Here is a 17,530-nt window from a genome sequence, read left to right on the forward strand (position 1 = left end):
ACTCGGTTCAATGTGTCCCCTTGATGATGATAATAGCCCGCATTGCAGCAAGTGCGGCGTAGCGCCTACAGAGTCTGCCCTCGTCTGCTGGAAATTGTTTGACTGATTCTTAATTTTTACTTTATAATCTATAGTTCTCTCTTCGGGTATTTACGCAAATATTTTCGACTAGTGAGGCGATCGCATAGAGCAAAAAATCGCGCTTATGTTTAAAACCTGTAAATTTTTGATGAAAATACGTCTAAGCTAACACTCAATCTAGCCAAATTACTGTAAGTATTTAAAGATGCATGATAAAAAATGATGCTTTTAGGTAGTTACGCTTAGAATGGGAACCATTTTGAAACTCAAGCAATCTAGCACAACTATAACCTCATGAAAAAGAGGGGGAAAGGGGAAAGGGGAAAGGGGAAAGGGTAAGAAAGAAGAAATATTTCTCTCCCAGCTCCCAACTTTTTTTAAGTAATGTTTAATGATTTCTATCTGTTTTTGATCCCCATTTAGATAAAATAGCTGGGGATCACCTGATAACTCACACCGCTTCGATCAGCGACACACATGAATCAACTGAACAATGGTTTCACCCTATTTCTTAGTCTACTAGTAGAGGCGATACCGTTTTTATTGCTAGGGGTCTTGTTCTCCAGTTTGCTGTTATTGTTTGTCGATGAGAGCACTCTTGTGGGAATAATGCCGAAAAATCCGCTGCTGGGTGCGTTTGCCGGGAGTTTGATCGGCTTTTTGTTTCCGGTGTGTGAGTGTGGCAACGTGCCGGTAGCGCGACGGTTGTTGATGCAAGGAGTACCTACACCCGTAGCAATTGGTTTTTTGCTAGCAGCACCAACTGTTAACCCGATTGTGATTTGGGCAACTTGGACGGCATTTCGAGATCAGCCAGAAATAGTGGTGTTACGAGTGGTGTTTTCGCTATTAATTGCCACGATAATCGGGTTTGTTTTTAGCTTTCAAAAAGATTTGAGTCCGATTTTGCAACCAGCGATCGCTCGTTATCTGAAGTTTAACCCACCACGCAAAGCAGAACCCAAACGACGAAATCATCGTACACATGCAGCTTCCTCTGGTTTATTACAGTCAGGGACTTATTTTTTAGGAGGAAAAGCGGGTTCAAGCATTAGGATAGATAATAATTTAATGCAGACGACTGAGCCAACTTCTAGCCGCAGCAAACCGCTAAAAGATAAACTGCGGTTATTGCTAGATAATACCGTCCAAGAATTGCGAGAATTGGGTGCGGTGATGGTTATCGGCAGTGCGATCGCCGCAGCTATTCAAGTGTTAGCCCCCCGTGACTTAATACTCAGTCTGGGTGCGGGTCCGGTTAGCTCAATCACTACCATGCTGATATTAGCGGTTGTTGTGTCAATTTGTTCCACAGTTGATTCATTCTTTGCCCTATCTTTTGCTTCCACGTTTACCAGCGGCTCTTTATTAGCATTCCTCGTATATGGTCCGATGATTGACATTAAAGGTGTTGGTTTGATGTTGACAATTTTCAAGCCAAGAACTGTATTTTACTTATTTGGCTTGTCAGGACTATTGACATTTTTACTGACACTTTTCATCAACTTGCACGTAATTTAATAAATGAGTTAAGAGTTAGGAATTAGGAATTAGGAGTTAGGAATTAGGAGTTAGGAGTTAGGAGTTAGGAGTTAAGAATTAAAAGAGACTGATAAACGCTTGCTTGAAACTACTCAATTATCATGTTAAATTCCTCACTGCTGACTTATAACTCCTAACTTTTGTTTAGAATGAGTTAGGAGTTAAGAATTAAAAGAGACTGATAAACGCTTGCTTGAAACTACTAAATTATTAAGAGTTAGGAGTTAGGAGTTAGGAGTTAAGAATTAAAAGAGACTCATAAACGCTTACTTTTAACTACTCAATTATCATGTTAAATTCCTCACTCCTCACTTATAACTCCTAACTTTTGTTTAGAATGAGTTAGGAGTTAAGAATTAAAAGAGACTCATAAACGCTTGCTTTTAACTACTCAATTATCATGTTAAATTCCTCACTGCTCACTTATAACTCCTAACTTTTGTTTAGAATGACTACCCAAAATCGAAAACCTAAAAGACCAAATTTGTTACTTCCTTGGCTGGATGTTATAGCAATTGCAGCTTGGGGAATTTTATTGTTGAAATACTGGCTGACTGGTAAGCTAAATTTGTTGATTCATCCGAATTATTTTTGGTTAGCGATCGCAAGCGGTATCAGCTTACTAATTATCGCTTTTTTCAGAGCAGAAGAACTGTGGCGACGACGGCGTGATATTGTACCTAGTGCCGAGCATATAAATTTATTTCCCCCTGGTTGGGGTAGTGGTTTAGTATTAACAGCGGCAATTCTCGGATTAATTTTTACACCGCGAGTCTTTGCTAGCGATCAAGCACTGCAACGCGATGCCAGTGAATTATTGGGAACAGCCCGCATCAAACCCCAAGCATTTAGTGCTTCCACTCCTCCAGAGAAGCGATCGCTTGTAGATTGGGTACGCGAACTCAATGTTTATCCAGAGCCAGATAAATATTCAGGACAAAAAGTCAAAGTACAAGGATTTGTGATTCACCCACCTTCTTTACAAAAAGATTATTTTTTCTTGGGTAAATTTGTTCTGACTTGTTGTGCCGCAGACGCTTATCCTGTAGGATTACCCGTCAAATTAACTCCAAATAGCGAACAATACAAACCTGATAGCTGGCTAGAAGTAGAAGGAGAAATGGTGACAGAAACACTGTCCGGCAAACGTCAACTCACCATCGCGGCTAATTCCATAAAAAAAATTCCCCAACCAAAAGATCCGTATAGTTATTAATTAATTATTAGTTGTTATTTGATAGTGGATAGTAGTTAATAGTTATTTGTTAGTTGCTAATTACTATTTACTAATACCAATTCTATGTGAGGTTGCGCTTTATTCCCCTCACCCTAGAAGGGCTTGCCATTACCAACATTTATTTATCTCGTAAAACCCTTATCCCGCCAACGGTTGTAAACCGTTGTCTAACAGCAAAAGTCCATTAAAATGGACTAAATAAAGATTTCAGTCCATTTTAATGGACTTGTGCTACTAGCCTGATAAATTAATTCGCTCGTCGGGTTAGCGGCAAGATCGAGGGTTTTGAAATATCTTGGTAATGACAAGCCCTGGAAGGGTGGGGCGTTGTGCGTACAAGAGCTTACCTGCGTGGGCACTCTTAGGCGCATCTTCATACAGAAATAATATAACAACTATCCACGCTCCAACTATCCACCATCCACTATCCAATGACCAATTTTAAAGCCTCTATCCAACCGCTAGATCGTGCAGCGATCGCAAGTATGCTCCTACTGTGTTTCGCGATCGGAGTAATGCTATTGCAAGGTGACGTGGTAACATCTCGTGTGCGAGACTTTACCTGGCAACATCAAGAAACTGAGACAAAAGATTTATCCTTAACTAATTCCAATTGGGAGAATCAAAAAATTGGGGCAGAATATAACCGTTTTGCTCTTTCTTTTAGTCGTCCAATGGACACAAAAAGCGTTGAGCAAAACTTGAAAATTGACCCCCCCCTAGCAGGTAAATTTAGTTGGGCAGGGCGGAAAATGTTTTATACGCTTTTGACACCAGCGCCTTATGGTACAACTTATAAAGTGCAGTTACAAGGTGCAAAAGATAAGTTTGCGGAATCATATCGAAAAAAACGGACGAACGCACCTTTTGTCGGTAACTTTCGCACACGCGATCGCGTCATGCTTTATATCGGCGCAGACAAAGAAGAAAAGGGACGATTAGTTCTTTTTAATTTGACTCAAGACCAAAACAAAATACTGACTCCCAAAGATTTGGTGGTGATGGACTATAAGCCATTTTCAGAAGGAGACAAAATTATATTTTCTGCTCGCACATCATCAAGTCAAGACTTACTTTCGGCGCAGTTATATACAGTAACCACAGGCATCTCTTTACAACCGAAAAAAGAAGCAGAACCAGCAGGAAAAGTTGACCTAATTTTAGATAATAAAGACTTTCAAAACTTAAAATTTGATATATCTCAAGATGGGCAAACAATCGCCATCCAGCGAGGAAATAGAGCAAGTCCTGGCGACTTTGGGCTGTGGTTTATGTCAGCAAACACTAAACCAGGAGAAAAACCCAATCTGAAGCGCGTGCAAAGTCCCCCAGGGGGAGATTTTACCATCACCCCAGATAGTAAATCTGTAGCAGTTGCCCAAGGAGAGGGAACAGCGATTCTACCTCTGAAAACAGATGGTAGTAAACCCCTAGCTTTTTTCCCACAATTTGGCTTGGTGCAAGCTTTTTCTAAAGACGGTTCCCAAGCGGCAATGGTCAAGTTTAATACAGATTACACGCGAGATTTGTTTTTAGTTACAAATCAAGGTGTCAACAAACTGCTGTTAAAAACTACAGGCTCAATTGTTCAGTGTCAGTTTGATAGTGCCTCACCCACTTTATATTGCTTGGTAACACAGCTATTACAAGGAAAAGAAGTATATCAAGAACAGCCATACTTAGTTGCAATTGACATCAAAACGGCGCAACAGAAACCACTGCTAGTGTTACCCCCCGCTCAACGAAATGTCGAAATGAGTTTAGCACCGGATGGTTTAGGGTTGTTATTTGACCAAGTAGTACCTCAAGATCCGAACACTCCCCCATCACCGGAAAACACCCTCAGAAGTGATGATGGAGAAGCGATCGCAACTAGTAGTTTATGGTTAATGCCTCTGTTACCCATCACCGATGCGGGAACAACTACGGAAATCAAGCCTGAACAACTTCCCTTAACTGGATTTCACCCTAGGTGGCTACCTTGAACTAGAGACGTTCGGTCCGGAACGTCTTTAGTTTAATATTCTTAATAATACGATTTTGTTTAATTGCCTCACTGCAACGCCGCAATAATTTCCCATCTCTAATTCAAAATGTTATAACGTCATCAGCGCCCTTATACGGGAAAATAAATAACACGGATTGATAACAAATGACTCGTGTTTGGGAGAGCTGCACTTGTCTTCTAAAGTAAACTTGGATCAGACAGGATACATGAGTAATTATACTGTGTTAGTGCTGAACAGTTTGAAGCTGCTGGGTGGTAAAGAGTGATGAATCAAGCGGACAACATAAATAATGAAACTTTTATTGAACGAGAAAATTTGACAAATTCGCCACAATCAGATCCGGGGAATTGTCCTTTTGATTCAGTTTTGCCCAATAACAACATGGCAATCATGAAATTGCCACTTTTGATGCCAGCAGAAGACAAGTTACGCGAAGCCAAAGTCAGCCTAGCGTCGGAGTCTCTCGCATCCCCTCCCTCCCAAGATTGGGTGGCAGAACCTGATAGCGACAAACAAGCACTGGTTGATCGCGAATTTAAGAAGCTGCTCGAATTGAATGAAGAATTGCGTTCGGCTAACACCAACTTATATGAACAAGTGGAGGTGTTAAAAGGTGACTTATCTGAGTCAGAAAAAGCATTGCAGTGGCAGAAAAAGCGCTCAAGCGTTGCCGAGTCGATGCTTGGGCAACAAACTCAGGAACTAACCGCAGCCGGTGAGCAAATAAAGTCTTTATTCCAACAGTTAGAAACCGCTGTGCAAACTGTTCAACGTCAGGAAAGTTTAATTGAAAATTATAAATCACAGCTAGAAATTAGCCAACAACGGCTTGCCCAGTTAGAGCGGGAATGTGCCAAAATTCAAACTAGCTACAACGAACAGTCTCACCAGGTATTACAATCAGAAACGACTTGTCGAGAGCTACGTAATCGGTTGATGCGACAACAGCGTCAGACTCTGCAATTTAAAGCAGCTTTGGAAAAGTGTCTGGAAAGCCCTGTCCCCAGCGATGATTCTTTAGATGATAGCGCCAATAAGTCAGACGATATCAACATCTGCCAACCAAGAAACTTTAAACAAGCTTCGTCTTCATTCTCTAACGCCGAGCCGATTAAACCTTGGTCGGCACAGATAGATTCTTTGACTAACGAGCTAAATTATCCGTGGGGAGAATCTTTATTATCACGCACAAACACAAGCGAAGGATCTGATTTTATTTCGTCTACCTGGAAATTCTCAACTTCACAACCAGCAAGCATCGACCTAAACACCGAGCCAGAATCGCCCTCAATTGATGATGAAGCGATACCTACGGTGAGCTATAACGCACCCCACACCCCACCTTCATCAAAGAATATAGACGAGCAGGTGGATGATGTGATTGAGATGTTTTTTGCAGTCAAACGTGTTGATAAAAAAGATACAGAAACAAATCAGCCGATTACGCCAATATGGGAAGCGATCGCCACACCGATTTCAAACGATGAAAAAACAATAAATTTACCCATTACCGAAACGACCGCTGAAGAACCAGAAGATTATTGGTCAGAAGTGACACCATTTAACCCGTTGGAATTACAGTCAACTAATTTTTCTCAAGAACCATTGACAGACTACACTGCTCATACCAACTCCCCCTCACCGGTGATTTATCCCCAGCGTCCACCCAAAGGACGAAAGTCATTAGCATCTGTAGAATTACCGAATTTTCGTCCCAAGAAAAAGTAGTTATTAGGTAGTGAGCGATAAATCACTCAATTTCAACAACTTCAGCCCTGAGGTGCGAACTTTCACAGAAAATAGCGGTAGGGCTGGAAGCCCTGTCTCTGAGCGAGCAGGGAGGAAAGCCCACGCGAGCGAATTTATTCGCCTACATCTTCATTCTCTCTAATCATTCTTTTGATTGCTGCTGATAGACTACCTCCCCACTTAGCGGCAATCTTGACGAGCTTTTCAAATTCGTAATCGTCTAAATAAGCAGGAACCGGATGCTTTTTAGTAGCCATAACTTACCCTGAACGTAATAACACTATGTTATTATAAAAACAGGAGGTAAAGCAATGTTTGGATGTCAACAGGTTTTAATCAAAGCGGATTCATTGGTTCAAGCAATCCTTGAGTATCTTTGCTCCGAGTCCTCAAAGTTGTCTAATTGCGGGATTTACTATTCCCGTCAGTTGTATTTCAAAACTGGCAGAATCCCAAATCGTGCTGAGTTGCACAAAGTTTTGGGGACTGAGAATCAAAACTTGCACTATCAAGCGTTCTATTCTGATACCGCTCAACAAATTCTAACGGGTGTGGCAGAGTCTTTTAAGTCGTTCTTCGGGCTGCTCAAAGGTGTCAAAAATGGAACCGTTACGCAACGTCCCAAATTACCGGGATACCGTCAAGGTGGAATGGCGCTAGTGACATTTACAGGACGGTCAGTAAAGCTCAAAGATGGAATGCTTCGATTTCCGCTAGGAAGCAAAGTTAAAGCATGGTTTGGGTTGGATTCTTTCTATCTACCAATGCCGTCAAATCTGGATTTCAAAGCAATCCGAGAATATCGAATCCTTCCCCGTAACGGGTGCTTTTATTTGGAATTGATCTACAAAACTAACGATATCCAAGCCGATGTTGATGTGGCTAAATGCCTATCTATTGATCACGGGATGAATAACTGGCTAACCTGCGTGAGCAATGCAGGCACTAGCTTTATCGTTGATGGCAAGCATCTGAAATCGATTAATCAGGGATACAACAAACGAGTTGCTTTTTTGATGGAGGGAAAAGCTAACGGGTTTTGGTCTAAACGACTTGCTTTTTTTGACTGAAAGACGTAATCGCCTTCTTCGAGATGCCATGAACAAAGCTGGAAGAAAAGTAATTCAGCATTGCTTAGATAATCGTATCGGTACGGTTGTTTTTGGCTGGAACAAGGGTCAGAAAGATTCAGCCAACATGGGTGCTAAGACAAATCAAAAGTTTGTGCAGATTCCCACAGGCAGACTGAAAGACAGAATTGCTCAACTGTGTGAGCAGTACGGTATCAGGTTTGTGGAAACGGAAGAATCGTATTCTTCGTCATCTTCGTTTGTCGATCATGACTCGCTACCTACATTCGGTGAAAAACCTGTTCGCGCTAGCGTCTCCGAAGGAGAAGGGTGGCAAGCAAGCGGTAAGCGGGTTAAGCGTGGTCTGTACCGAACGGCACAAGGTTGGCTAATCAATGCAGATTGCAACGGCGCTGCAAATATTGGCAGAAAAGTAGCGATGATGCTTGGACTTGATCTAAGCGGAATCAGTAGAGGTGATTTGTCAGCACCTTTAAGACTCAAATTGTGGTCTTAAGAATCCCCGTGTCTTCAGACCGGGGAGTGTCAAAACCCATCAAAATTCATCATATGAACTACTAATCCCCAGTCCCCAATATGGATTCTAATCCAGCTTTATGTAAAATCATCAGTTCCCGCATTGCCTCAAGTCCCCAACGGCGAATTACGTTTGCCGAATATATGGACATAGCTCTGTATCATCCAGAACATGGCTATTATTCCACCAAAGCTGTGAACCTGGGAAAACAAGGTGATTTTTTCACCTCTGTTCACCTCGGTGGTGACTTTGGGGAGTTGCTTGCTGAACAATTTGTTCAGATGTGGGAGATTTTAGGGCGACCAAAACCATTTACTCTAGTAGAAATGGGAGCCGGTCAAGGATTTTTAGCAGCAGATATTCTTAACTATTTACAACAGGAATATCTTGACTTTTTTGACTCATTAGAGTATGTGATTGTAGAGAAGTCTCTAGCCTTAAGGCAAGAACAACAGCAACGTTTGCAAGATTTCCCCTTACGCTGGTGCAATTTAGAGGATATACCACCTGAATCAATCACTGGCTGCTTTTTTTCTAACGAGTTAGTGGATGCCTTGCCAGTGCATCAGTTTACCTTAGAAGCAGGGGAACTGCGAGAAATTTATGTAACAACGCGGGAAGAGTGGGGGAAGCGTGGTGTGGAGGAGTGGGGGAAGCGTGGTGTGGAGGACTCCTTGGAGAATAATTCTTCTTTCTCCCCATTCCCCCCAACCCCACAAGTAGGGGACCCCAAAGCCCCCCCTCTCCCACTCCTCAAATACCCACTCTCGCAATGGTGGATGGTTCGTTAATTTATTGGTTTTTGGAACAGTTGCCCTTTGAAGCACGCGATCGCATTTTACCTCCCATCCTCGAAGCTTGGAAGCAGATGCGCTCTGCTGAAATTCCCATCATGGGTTATCTCAGCGCTTCTCGCAACATTGAAGCGATGAACTTTTTACGTTTAACAGCTTGTTCTCACCCAGTACCTGATTGTAAAAGTTTTTGCCCCAATCAATTAGAAAAAGTACCTTGTAAAATATTTGAACCTTTACGAGATACTACACTGTGGTCAACTCAACTCAAACCAGGACAACGCAGTAATTTATGGCGTAGTAATGCTCACATTTTAGAACAGTATGAAGACCAAAAAATTTACTTTTGCTACGTTCACGTTGGGACCGAAATTGCCCGGATAGAAGTTCCGGCATGGGTAGCAGAAAATACTACCATGTTAGACCAAGCATTGGGATTGATGTTAGCGCAAGTGCAAAAAGGATATGGGTATCCAGTAGCGATCGCGGAAGCGCATAATCAAGCTGTAGTCAAAGGTGCTGATAAAGCGCGTTTCTTTGCTTTATTGGAACAACAAATGATTAAAGCCGGCTTGAAAAATGTGGGCACTTCTTATAAAGAAGCCAGAAAACGCGGTAGCATCGCTTGATTTGACGCTATGAAAGTAAATTCTCTCTCAGATGATGTTTTTTGCTTGTTAATGGATTAATTTTCCTGTAATAGCATGAGAAGAGAACCTTTCAGTCCCTTTTGTTTTTCTATATGCCTCTGAGGTAAATTTTACCAACCGTCAGTCAACTTTCTCATGAATAGGACTTACGCAAAAATCGTCAAAAAGCTTAATTTATCGAACCGCCAAAACGCCAAGAACGCTAAGAATTCGTAGAGAGTGCGTAAGTCCTGATGAAGATAAACTTCGGTTGATCCATTTTCTTCTTTTAGCAGTTGCGAAGGAAGAAGGATGTAGCTTAGAACCTGTTGCAGATATTGAATCAGAAAGCGCACTTATAAATCAACTATCATCAACTGAAGCTGTTGTATGGTCTCCTCAAGCAGATCGTGAGGCAATACCGTTGGTGTTAAGCCAAAATACCAGTGTAGAGACTTCAGACGATCGCGTCTCTACAGGTCTAAAATCAATACCAAAAATCCTTAACACGTCCGCGTATTGGATCATGAGGCAGTTCAAGCCTTGTCAGATATTCTGGCAGCAGCACAAGAGGCAGCTAATGGTTGATGGTCAACGTTTTCCATTCACGGAGCGAACTTATAGCTTTATGTCGATTCAAACGTGATGCCATAAGTAATATTCTTAAACGCAACTACTGCTTAATTTCCGGAAGACAAGTGACGCTTGTTACTACTATACTACATGATTTTACTTAAAAAAAGTTCCGCTTCATCAAAATATTGTCAGTATTTTTGAAGCTCATACAAATATTATATGTCGATAAAAACCAACTTTGATAGTGGAATTTAAACATCAAGTTTGGTTAGATGAAGTCGATAGAGAATTACTAATTAATTATCAAATTCTTCAAACTATTTGTATATTTTAAAATTATTTACAGTAATTATACTGAAAAACATGTTTTCGTTTTATTGCTTATTGTATAAGCTTTGTAGAGACTATCGGCAAATATAAATTCAGTGTAAAGCAATATTTTTAAGCATAATATATAGCTAATATAGCGCTATAGTTACTGGACTTTATTCCACTAGCTGGTGAATCAAAAACACTCTTTTGCCAAGATATCTGATAAACAATTTGCGAAGTGCTAACCCTCGCTCAGAATATATGCAGCTTAATCCCAAACTTTCCCTGTATTCATCTCTGGCTAATTTTGGATTGCTTAAGAAAAGTTACACAGCCAAAATCATGTTTGTGGCATTTCTAGGCACTCACGTACCACTTCTGACCTTACTTGTTAGTTTCGTGACCTCAAACTCTTATTCCTTGGAAATGGCAGTGCGAGTTTTGGTGATTGCTTTGTTGGCTACGTTAGCGGGTACGGCAGCCACTCTGTATGGGTTACGCCACCTTCTTGCCCCAGTCATTTTGACATCTACTGCATTGCAAGACTATCTAAGCAATAAAACATTACCAGAATTGCCTACAGGATTTGCCGATGAAGCGGGTACGCTGATGGCGGATACCTCACAAACTCTTCACAAGTTAGATGAGTTAATTCACTACATTACCAACTATGACGAACTGACTGGATTGCCTAATCGGGATTTATTCCGCGATCGCCTCCATCAAATATCCCAACCTCAAGGCAACCAGCGGCTTGTAGCTGTTCTTTTGCTGGGTATCGATGATTTCACTGGCATGAGTCATGCATTAGATCGTGAAATATCAAATTTGCTATTAAGAGCAGTTGCCCAGCGTTTGACAACCTGCGTAAACCAAACAGATATCCTTGCCCATTTGAGTGGAGATGAATTTGCGATTGCTCAAACGGACATTCTCTCTTTTGAGAATGTAATCAAGCTATCCCAATTGCTATTGAGTACGCTGGCAAAACCCTTCTTTCTAGAGGGCAACCAAATTCATATCACTGCCAGCATCGGTATCACAATTAATGATCTTGATGATCCTAATGGTGTAGATCAACTCTTGCAACAGGCTCACATGGCGCTGTACCAGGCAAAGCACCAGGGACGTAGCCAATACCAATTCTATTCGCCAGAAATTAATGCTCAGTTGCAGGAGCGGCTAGCACTAGAAAATGAATTACGTGGGGCACTTGAACGCGGCGAAATGCTGGTTTATTACCAACCCTTGGTTGATTTGCACAGCACAGAAGTAGTCGCAGTTGAAGCGCTGGTGCGTTGGCAGCATCCCACCCAAGGTTTAGTTTCTCCAGCAAAGTTTATTGCGATCGCAGAAGCTAATGGTTTGATCGTGCCAATTGGCGAATGGGTATTGCGAACAGCTTCTGCCCAAAGCCGCGCTTGGCAGCTTGCTGGACTCCCCCCAATTCGCATGTCGGTGAACCTGTCAGCTCGACAATTCGAGGAACCGAATCTGGTGGATATAGTCAGCCAGATTCTTCAGGAGACTGGACTGGAAGCGTCTTCTTTAGAACTGGAAGTGACTGAAAGCTTTTTGATGGGTGATGTTCAGCGATCTGTTAAAATCCTCAAACAATTACGAGAATTGGGCATATCGTTGGCTTTAGATGACTTCGGCACCGGTTATTCCTCCCTGAACTACTTGAAGCGCTTTCCCGTTAACATGCTCAAGATTGATCAATCATTTGTCCAGGATGTGACATCCAATCGTGATAGCGCAGCCGTGACTAATGCTATCATTGCCCTGGCGAAAAGCCTCCGGTTGAACATCACAGCAGAAGGCATAGAAACCCAAGAACAGCTTGAATACTTGCAAAGACGGGGATGTCACGAAGGTCAGGGGTTCTACTTCAGTCGCCCTGTTCCCCCTGATAGAATCACCCAGATGCTGAAGAAAAGTTCTCAGCAGATGGAGTCGATGGCAGCATAGGTAAGGATGGGCATCAATGCTTCTGCGATCGCGTTGTTTTTTCGGCTGATGATACTCAAGCGGGGATATAGTCATGATCGTCAAACTTTTGATCAGTCTAGTCATTTTCAGCGCGATCGCGTTATTAATTTTATCCTGGATGCAAATCAAAACCAATCAAGAAATCAGCCGGGTTTGGCACACATTAGACATCTCCAAAAATGAACTATGCCTTGTCCGAAACCCAACAGACGTAGCACAGAATAGTCTCTACGTATGACTCTGGAGATGTGTATTGGAATCTGCACCTGCCCATCAGCACTTCAATGCAGATATGGTTGTTACATTATCTGCACCCGTACAGCGTTACTTTTTAGATGCGATCGCACAGAAAATAAAACTTGGATTTACATTAGACATCTCCAGAAAACAATGTAGAGACGCGAAATTTCGCGTCTCTACAAGGATTCTGGTTAACGCATAATTAATTTCCAACAGATGTCTATTAGACATCTGTTGGAAAAGATTTAGAAACCTTAAATTCACGCGCAGACCTAACCCCCTACCCCCCTTCCCTTATAGGGAAGGGGGAATTAAAGCCTCTCTCCGCTTCGGGGAGAGGAATGGAAGCGGGGTCATGCATTAATTTTCGGAGATGTCTATTAGACCTAGACGTGAAAATTAAATATGCGTCAACCAAACCCCAAGAGACGCGAAATTTCGCGTCACAATAATTGTTTTCCACGACGAAAGTCTATTCCTTTTGGTAGTAAGTGCGAAGCAGAACTAGATGAAAGCGGTTTCACTATTCCCGACAAAATGAGTGCAGGTTGGTGGTTTGGGACAGAGCAGTATGCTGAATTTTTTCAAGCTACTATTGAGCGGGTGGAGTTTTCTTGAGAATCTTTATATCATGCGATCGCAAATCACATAAGACAAACGTCGTGAAAAAGAATTATTGTGACGTTAAATTTAAGGTCTCTTGGGGTTTGGGCAACGCATAGTTCATTTCTGGAGATGTCTATAATCAGGAATGAGCGCAAAAACTCTCTGCAACTCTTATTGCTTCTCCTTACGGAGACGCTCCCCTGCGAAGGGGCACGGGAGCGTACTTGGTGAGTCCAGCCCCCGACAGGCGCGGTTTAGAGCGATCGATGGGGGACTGGCGAACCCGTTCGCGGAGCGTCTTTGAAGGAGAAGGGCGGTTCGTTTTATCATGACGAGTGCCTAAGTCGTAATAATATTATTGTAGAGACGTTCCGCCGGAACGTCTCTTGTGAAGGTTGCAATGTTTTTATTAATTTTAATTTAGCGTACATGATATAAAGAAAGAGGACTTCAGTCCTCACGACAAAAGCGCTTTTACTAACTTCTGAATATGCACTGATTCATGGGTTGCCATCACAGATATGCGGATGCGACTGGTGGGAACTGTTGGGGGACGAATTGCTGGGGCAAAAATGCCAGATGCTTTAAGTTGCTTTCCTACTTCTAAGGCTGCTGCTGCACTTGGCAGTTGAAAACATAATATAGGTGATTCTTGCTGCACTAATTTCAACTTAGGCAATTGCATCGACTTTTTCAACTCATCGACATTTGCCCATAATTGCTTGCGGCGTTGCGGTTCAAGTTGTATAATCTTGATTGCTGCTAACGCTGCTGCGGTGTCTGCGGGTGACAGCGCGGTGGTGTAAATCCAAGTGGGGGCGCGATTTCGCAAAAAGTCGATTAAAGTGGCACTGCCGGCGACATAACCGCCTAAACTACCCAAAGCTTTACTCAAAGTGCCAATTTGAATTAATTGCCGATCGCTACACCCGAAATGTTCTACACAGCCGGCGCCAGTTTTACCCATCACCCCAGTAGCATGAGCTTCATCAATTAGCAGCATACTGCTAAATTCTTCAGCTAAATTTAACAGTGTCGGTAATGGACATAAATCCCCATCCATGCTAAAGACGCTATCAGTAATAATTAAACAGCGTCGGTAATTGTCCCGCTGACTCAAGAGATTTTTTAAAGCTGTCACATCACAGTGCGGATATTCGATAACCGTCGCACCACTGAGAATTGCTCCATTTTTCAAGCTGGAGTGATTGTACTCGTCAGAAAGTATTAAATCGCGCTTGCCTACTAAAGCGGTTATTGCTCCTAAATTTGCTAAATAGCCAGAACTGAAGACTAGGGCATCTTCTGTTTGTTTGAGAGAGGCGATCGCCTCCTCCAACTCTCGGTGTAATTCTCGATGCCCGCTGAGTAATCTCGAACCAGTACTTCCCGTCCCAAATTGTTTGGTAGCTGCAACCCCGGCTTCAATTAAGCGATCGTCCCCCGCTAATCCCAAATAATCGTTACTGGCAAAATTAATTACCTCTCGTCCATCCACAATCACCATCGCACCAGGACGACCGTGGATGGTTTGTACTGAACGATACCAGTCTGCCCGGTGAATCGTTGCCAGGGATTCGTTTATCCAAGCATAAGGGTTTGGGGACATGGGGGATGGGGGGAGTGGGGGGCTGAGGGGATGAGGGGACAAGGGAGACAAGTAGATAGGGGGAGATGAGGAGGTGGAGGGAGACGGGTAATTAAATGAATATCTTAACTCTAATTTCCAATTTCCAATGCCCAATGCGAGCGTGCCCAATGCCCAATGACTAATATCAACTAACTAATATTCAATTGTTCGCTGCTAAGAAGTGCGATCGCTTGTTTGATCCAATCTTCTACATAAGCATCTTTTGGTAGTCCAATATCTTCACTTACTACGTGTAAAGCGTGACTGACTTCATGAGCAGTATATCCCAAGGCGAAGAGGGTCATTTGCACTTCTTCGAGAATATTTGGTGCAGGACCACCTGTAGCCACGAAGAAGCCTGCTGATTTGCGCCATTCGATTAACTTGCTTTTTAGTTCCAAACAGATGCGTTCTGCGGTCTTTTTGCCCACTCCTGGTGCTTGAATTAAGATTTGTATATTAGCAGCGATGATGGCTTGGACTAATTCTGGTAATTCCAGAGTGTCCAATAAGGCGATCGCGCTTGCTGCACCAATCCCATTTACAGTTAAAAAGTGGCGAAATAAATCTCTTTCGGCTGGGGAAGCAAAGCCATATAGGAAAGGCACTTCTTCCCGAATTTGGTAATGGGTAAAAATTTGCACCTCTCCTCCCGTTGGTGGTAACTGTTGTTCCAGTCGTTGGGGAACTTGTAAATCGTACCCAATGCCATTTACTTCTAAAGTCAGTATGACGCGATTCGCGCCACATTTTTGTACACCAGCAACCAAACCTTTTAGATAGCTAATCATTTGATAAAACCAAAGTGTTTTAAGCCTTCGAGAATTCCACCTGCACAAAAGTTTTGTGCGAGATAACGATAGTCAGCGGGATTTTCATTGTGCCATTGGAGTAATTCCGGACGGGCATTCCCGACGAGAATTCCCCTTTCGTTCCCCACGGCAAATAAAGCAATATCATTGCCAGAATCACCACAGACAACTGTTTTCTCTGCTGCAATTCCCCACTTTTGGCGGAGAAATTGCATAGCCTGACCCTTATCGCTGTGGTGGGGTATGATGTCAAGGTCAACACCGCTGCTATAGATTAACTTTATATTTAAACCACATTTTGACAGATTTGTGTCAAGTAATGGTAAAATTTTATGTGCTGATTCTTCTTTGAGAAAAAAACTTATCTTAAAAGGACGCTGTTCTGAATCTGGCTGGGGGACTAATTCCGGATGTTTTGCAGTTTGGGCTAATACCAGGTCACGATTCCAGCCGTCGGCAAGTCGCTCTGACCAAGTATAATCGGGAGTATCGCTACCGTCAAAATAAATTTCTGTTCCGACAGAAACAACCATTGCGTCTGGTTCTATCAGGTTTTTTTCAATTTGGAGTTCTTGGTAGAGTACACGCGATCGCCCTGTGGCATAAACAATTTTAGTACCATACTTTTGGCGATGTTCGCTCAGTGTTTGCTGAAGTTCTGTTAAGGCTTCGTCATTACCCACGAAGGTATTATCTAAGTCTGTTACAAAAAGAAACTTATCCACAGCTACCTCTGATTGTCTTGCCAGCTTTACCATCAAAAAGTTTATGTCCTTTTTGGTTTGTGCGATCGCGCTCTAGATAGATTTTTCCCAAAATATCCAATTCATTCAAAATTGCCCAAAATCGTAGAGACGTTCCGGCGGAACGTCTCTACAATATATTTGATTTATCTGACATGATATAACTAATTCCAAATCCAAAATAGTACTAAATTACTACTGTATCGACCGAATATAAAAAATAGGGTAAGCAATGCTCACCCTAGATTTAAAAATTCAGCAACACTAAATTAGACAAATTTAACTACAGAGAAGTTTCGCGTTTTACTTTTTCAATGTTTTGATCGTAATCTCCACGTTGCGCTTTGTTGCGAGCGAGCTCTTGCTCAATTTCGCTACGTTCGTAGTCTTGTGCCCCAAAAGAGCGTTTTGCGGGGTCGTTGGTTAATTCTGAGCCAAAGCGCTTCAGCATTTCCACCGGATTTTTTTGACGTATTCCAGTTCCCAAATCCTTGGGAATTACTTCTGCGGCTCGCTTACCGCTCTCGATATAATCATCACCGCCTGTAGCTTGTGCGGTAGTATTATATTCTTTAGTGCCAAAATCGCCGGAGTAAAAACCAGCAGCTTGAGCGCAAGCAGGTAAACTAGTTAAGAAGATTAAACCAGCTAAGAAAGCGATCGCTATTGTGCGACCCAATTGATTAAATATTTTGTTGAATGCCAACATTCGGGAATTTCCCTCCAATTTGTCTACCAAACGCTTGAATGTTAGGAAATTATCGTCATGCTAACGTCTTCCTCTGGTAAGGTTACACATCTATATCAAAAGTAAGGGGAATGGGGGGAACGTAGTTAGTTTTGTAGTAATGAGGATAAAAGACTCTCCAATCAGTATCAAAGACTCTCCAATCTAGTAAAAAGACTCTCCAATCAGTATCAAAGACTCTCCAATCTAGTAAAAAGACTCTCCAATCAGTATCAAAGACTC

At 42.3% G+C, this 17,530-nt stretch carries 15 protein-coding genes and 2 pseudogenes; 12 read left to right on the plus strand and 5 right to left on the minus strand.

The features are described 5' to 3' along the window. Nucleotides 1-558: 558 nt before the first annotated feature. The 4 genes from OGM63_RS15595 (at nucleotide 559) to OGM63_RS15610 (ending at nucleotide 6,597) form a co-directional block, all read left to right on the plus strand. A complete protein-coding gene (locus OGM63_RS15595; RefSeq protein ID WP_263746503.1) occupies nucleotides 559-1,602 on the plus strand; it encodes a permease in 1,044 nt (347 codons plus the stop codon). A 469-nt stretch (nucleotides 1,603-2,071) separates the two neighbouring features. Beyond that, nucleotides 2,072-2,839: a TIGR03943 family putative permease subunit gene (locus OGM63_RS15600; protein WP_263746504.1), complete on the plus strand. Its 768-nt coding sequence runs from the start codon at nucleotides 2,072-2,074 to the stop codon at nucleotides 2,837-2,839. 452 nt (nucleotides 2,840-3,291) lie between these two features. Next, nucleotides 3,292-4,845, plus strand: a complete 1,554-nt coding sequence (locus OGM63_RS15605; protein WP_263746505.1) for a hypothetical protein — start codon at nucleotides 3,292-3,294, stop codon at nucleotides 4,843-4,845. 288 nt (nucleotides 4,846-5,133) lie between these two features. Continuing rightward, the gene (locus tag OGM63_RS15610) at nucleotides 5,134-6,597 is read left to right on the plus strand and encodes a hypothetical protein (protein ID WP_263746506.1); all 1,464 of its coding nucleotides are present in this window, start codon (nucleotides 5,134-5,136) and stop codon (nucleotides 6,595-6,597) included. 134 nt (nucleotides 6,598-6,731) lie between these two features. Here the strand turns inward: OGM63_RS15610 and OGM63_RS15615 are convergent, their stop codons facing one another. Continuing rightward, nucleotides 6,732-6,875, minus strand: a complete 144-nt coding sequence (locus OGM63_RS15615) for a hypothetical protein (RefSeq protein WP_263746507.1) — start codon at nucleotides 6,873-6,875, stop codon at nucleotides 6,732-6,734. A 138-nt stretch (nucleotides 6,876-7,013) separates the two neighbouring features. Here OGM63_RS15615 and OGM63_RS15620 point away from each other — a divergent pair, with 138 nt between their 5' ends. From OGM63_RS15620 to OGM63_RS15655, 8 genes and pseudogenes are all read left to right on the plus strand, one after another. Then, a complete protein-coding gene (locus OGM63_RS15620; RefSeq protein WP_263746508.1) occupies nucleotides 7,014-7,688 on the plus strand; it encodes an RNA-guided endonuclease InsQ/TnpB family protein in 675 nt (224 codons plus the stop codon). Next, the gene (locus tag OGM63_RS15625) at nucleotides 7,681-8,205 is read left to right on the plus strand and encodes an IS200/IS605 family accessory protein TnpB-related protein (protein WP_263746509.1); all 525 of its coding nucleotides are present in this window, start codon (nucleotides 7,681-7,683) and stop codon (nucleotides 8,203-8,205) included. Before OGM63_RS15620 ends, OGM63_RS15625 begins: the two co-directional genes overlap by 8 nt. A gap of 80 nt (nucleotides 8,206-8,285) precedes the next feature. Then, nucleotides 8,286-8,846: pseudogene (locus OGM63_RS15630) on the plus strand (SAM-dependent methyltransferase); the annotation flags it as partial. Nucleotides 8,847-8,986: 140 nt separating this feature from the next. Beyond that, nucleotides 8,987-9,649 (plus strand): annotated as a pseudogene (locus tag OGM63_RS15635) (DNA double-strand break repair nuclease NurA); the annotation flags it as partial. A 1,149-nt stretch (nucleotides 9,650-10,798) separates the two neighbouring features. After that, nucleotides 10,799-12,508, plus strand: a complete 1,710-nt coding sequence (locus tag OGM63_RS15640; RefSeq protein ID WP_263746510.1) for a putative bifunctional diguanylate cyclase/phosphodiesterase — start codon at nucleotides 10,799-10,801, stop codon at nucleotides 12,506-12,508. A gap of 6 nt (nucleotides 12,509-12,514) precedes the next feature. Continuing rightward, entirely contained in the window at nucleotides 12,515-12,712 is a 198-nt protein-coding gene (locus OGM63_RS15645; RefSeq protein ID WP_263746511.1) for a hypothetical protein, read from the plus strand. Nucleotides 12,713-12,782: 70 nt separating this feature from the next. Beyond that, complete coding sequence (locus OGM63_RS15650; RefSeq protein WP_263746512.1) at nucleotides 12,783-12,971, plus strand: hypothetical protein; 189 nt, start codon at nucleotides 12,783-12,785, stop codon at nucleotides 12,969-12,971. 203 nt (nucleotides 12,972-13,174) lie between these two features. Continuing rightward, nucleotides 13,175-13,387 (plus strand): DUF6920 family protein, encoded by a 213-nt coding sequence (locus tag OGM63_RS15655; protein WP_263746513.1) that lies wholly within the window; start codon nucleotides 13,175-13,177, stop codon nucleotides 13,385-13,387. Nucleotides 13,388-13,832: 445 nt separating this feature from the next. On the opposite strand, the gene bioF is transcribed toward OGM63_RS15655, so the two are convergent. From bioF to OGM63_RS15675, 4 genes are all read right to left on the minus strand, one after another. Then, nucleotides 13,833-14,984 (minus strand): 8-amino-7-oxononanoate synthase, encoded by a 1,152-nt coding sequence (gene bioF, locus OGM63_RS15660; protein ID WP_263746514.1) that lies wholly within the window; start codon nucleotides 14,982-14,984, stop codon nucleotides 13,833-13,835. Between the two features lie 170 nt (nucleotides 14,985-15,154). Then, entirely contained in the window at nucleotides 15,155-15,796 is a 642-nt protein-coding gene (gene ruvA / locus OGM63_RS15665; protein ID WP_263746515.1) for a Holliday junction branch migration protein RuvA, read from the minus strand. Beyond that, a complete protein-coding gene (locus OGM63_RS15670; protein ID WP_263746516.1) occupies nucleotides 15,793-16,542 on the minus strand; it encodes a sucrose-phosphate phosphatase in 750 nt (249 codons plus the stop codon). The genes ruvA and OGM63_RS15670 overlap by 4 nt, the downstream gene beginning before the upstream one ends. A gap of 301 nt (nucleotides 16,543-16,843) precedes the next feature. Further along, nucleotides 16,844-17,269, minus strand: coding sequence for a hypothetical protein (locus OGM63_RS15675; RefSeq protein WP_263746517.1), 426 nt, complete (start codon nucleotides 17,267-17,269; stop codon nucleotides 16,844-16,846). Nucleotides 17,270-17,530: the final 261 nt, after the last annotated feature.

It is taken from the genome of Plectonema radiosum NIES-515 (assembly GCF_025753815.1).
Lineage (GTDB): Bacteria > Cyanobacteriota > Cyanobacteriia > Cyanobacteriales > Nostocaceae > Hassallia > Hassallia radiosum_A.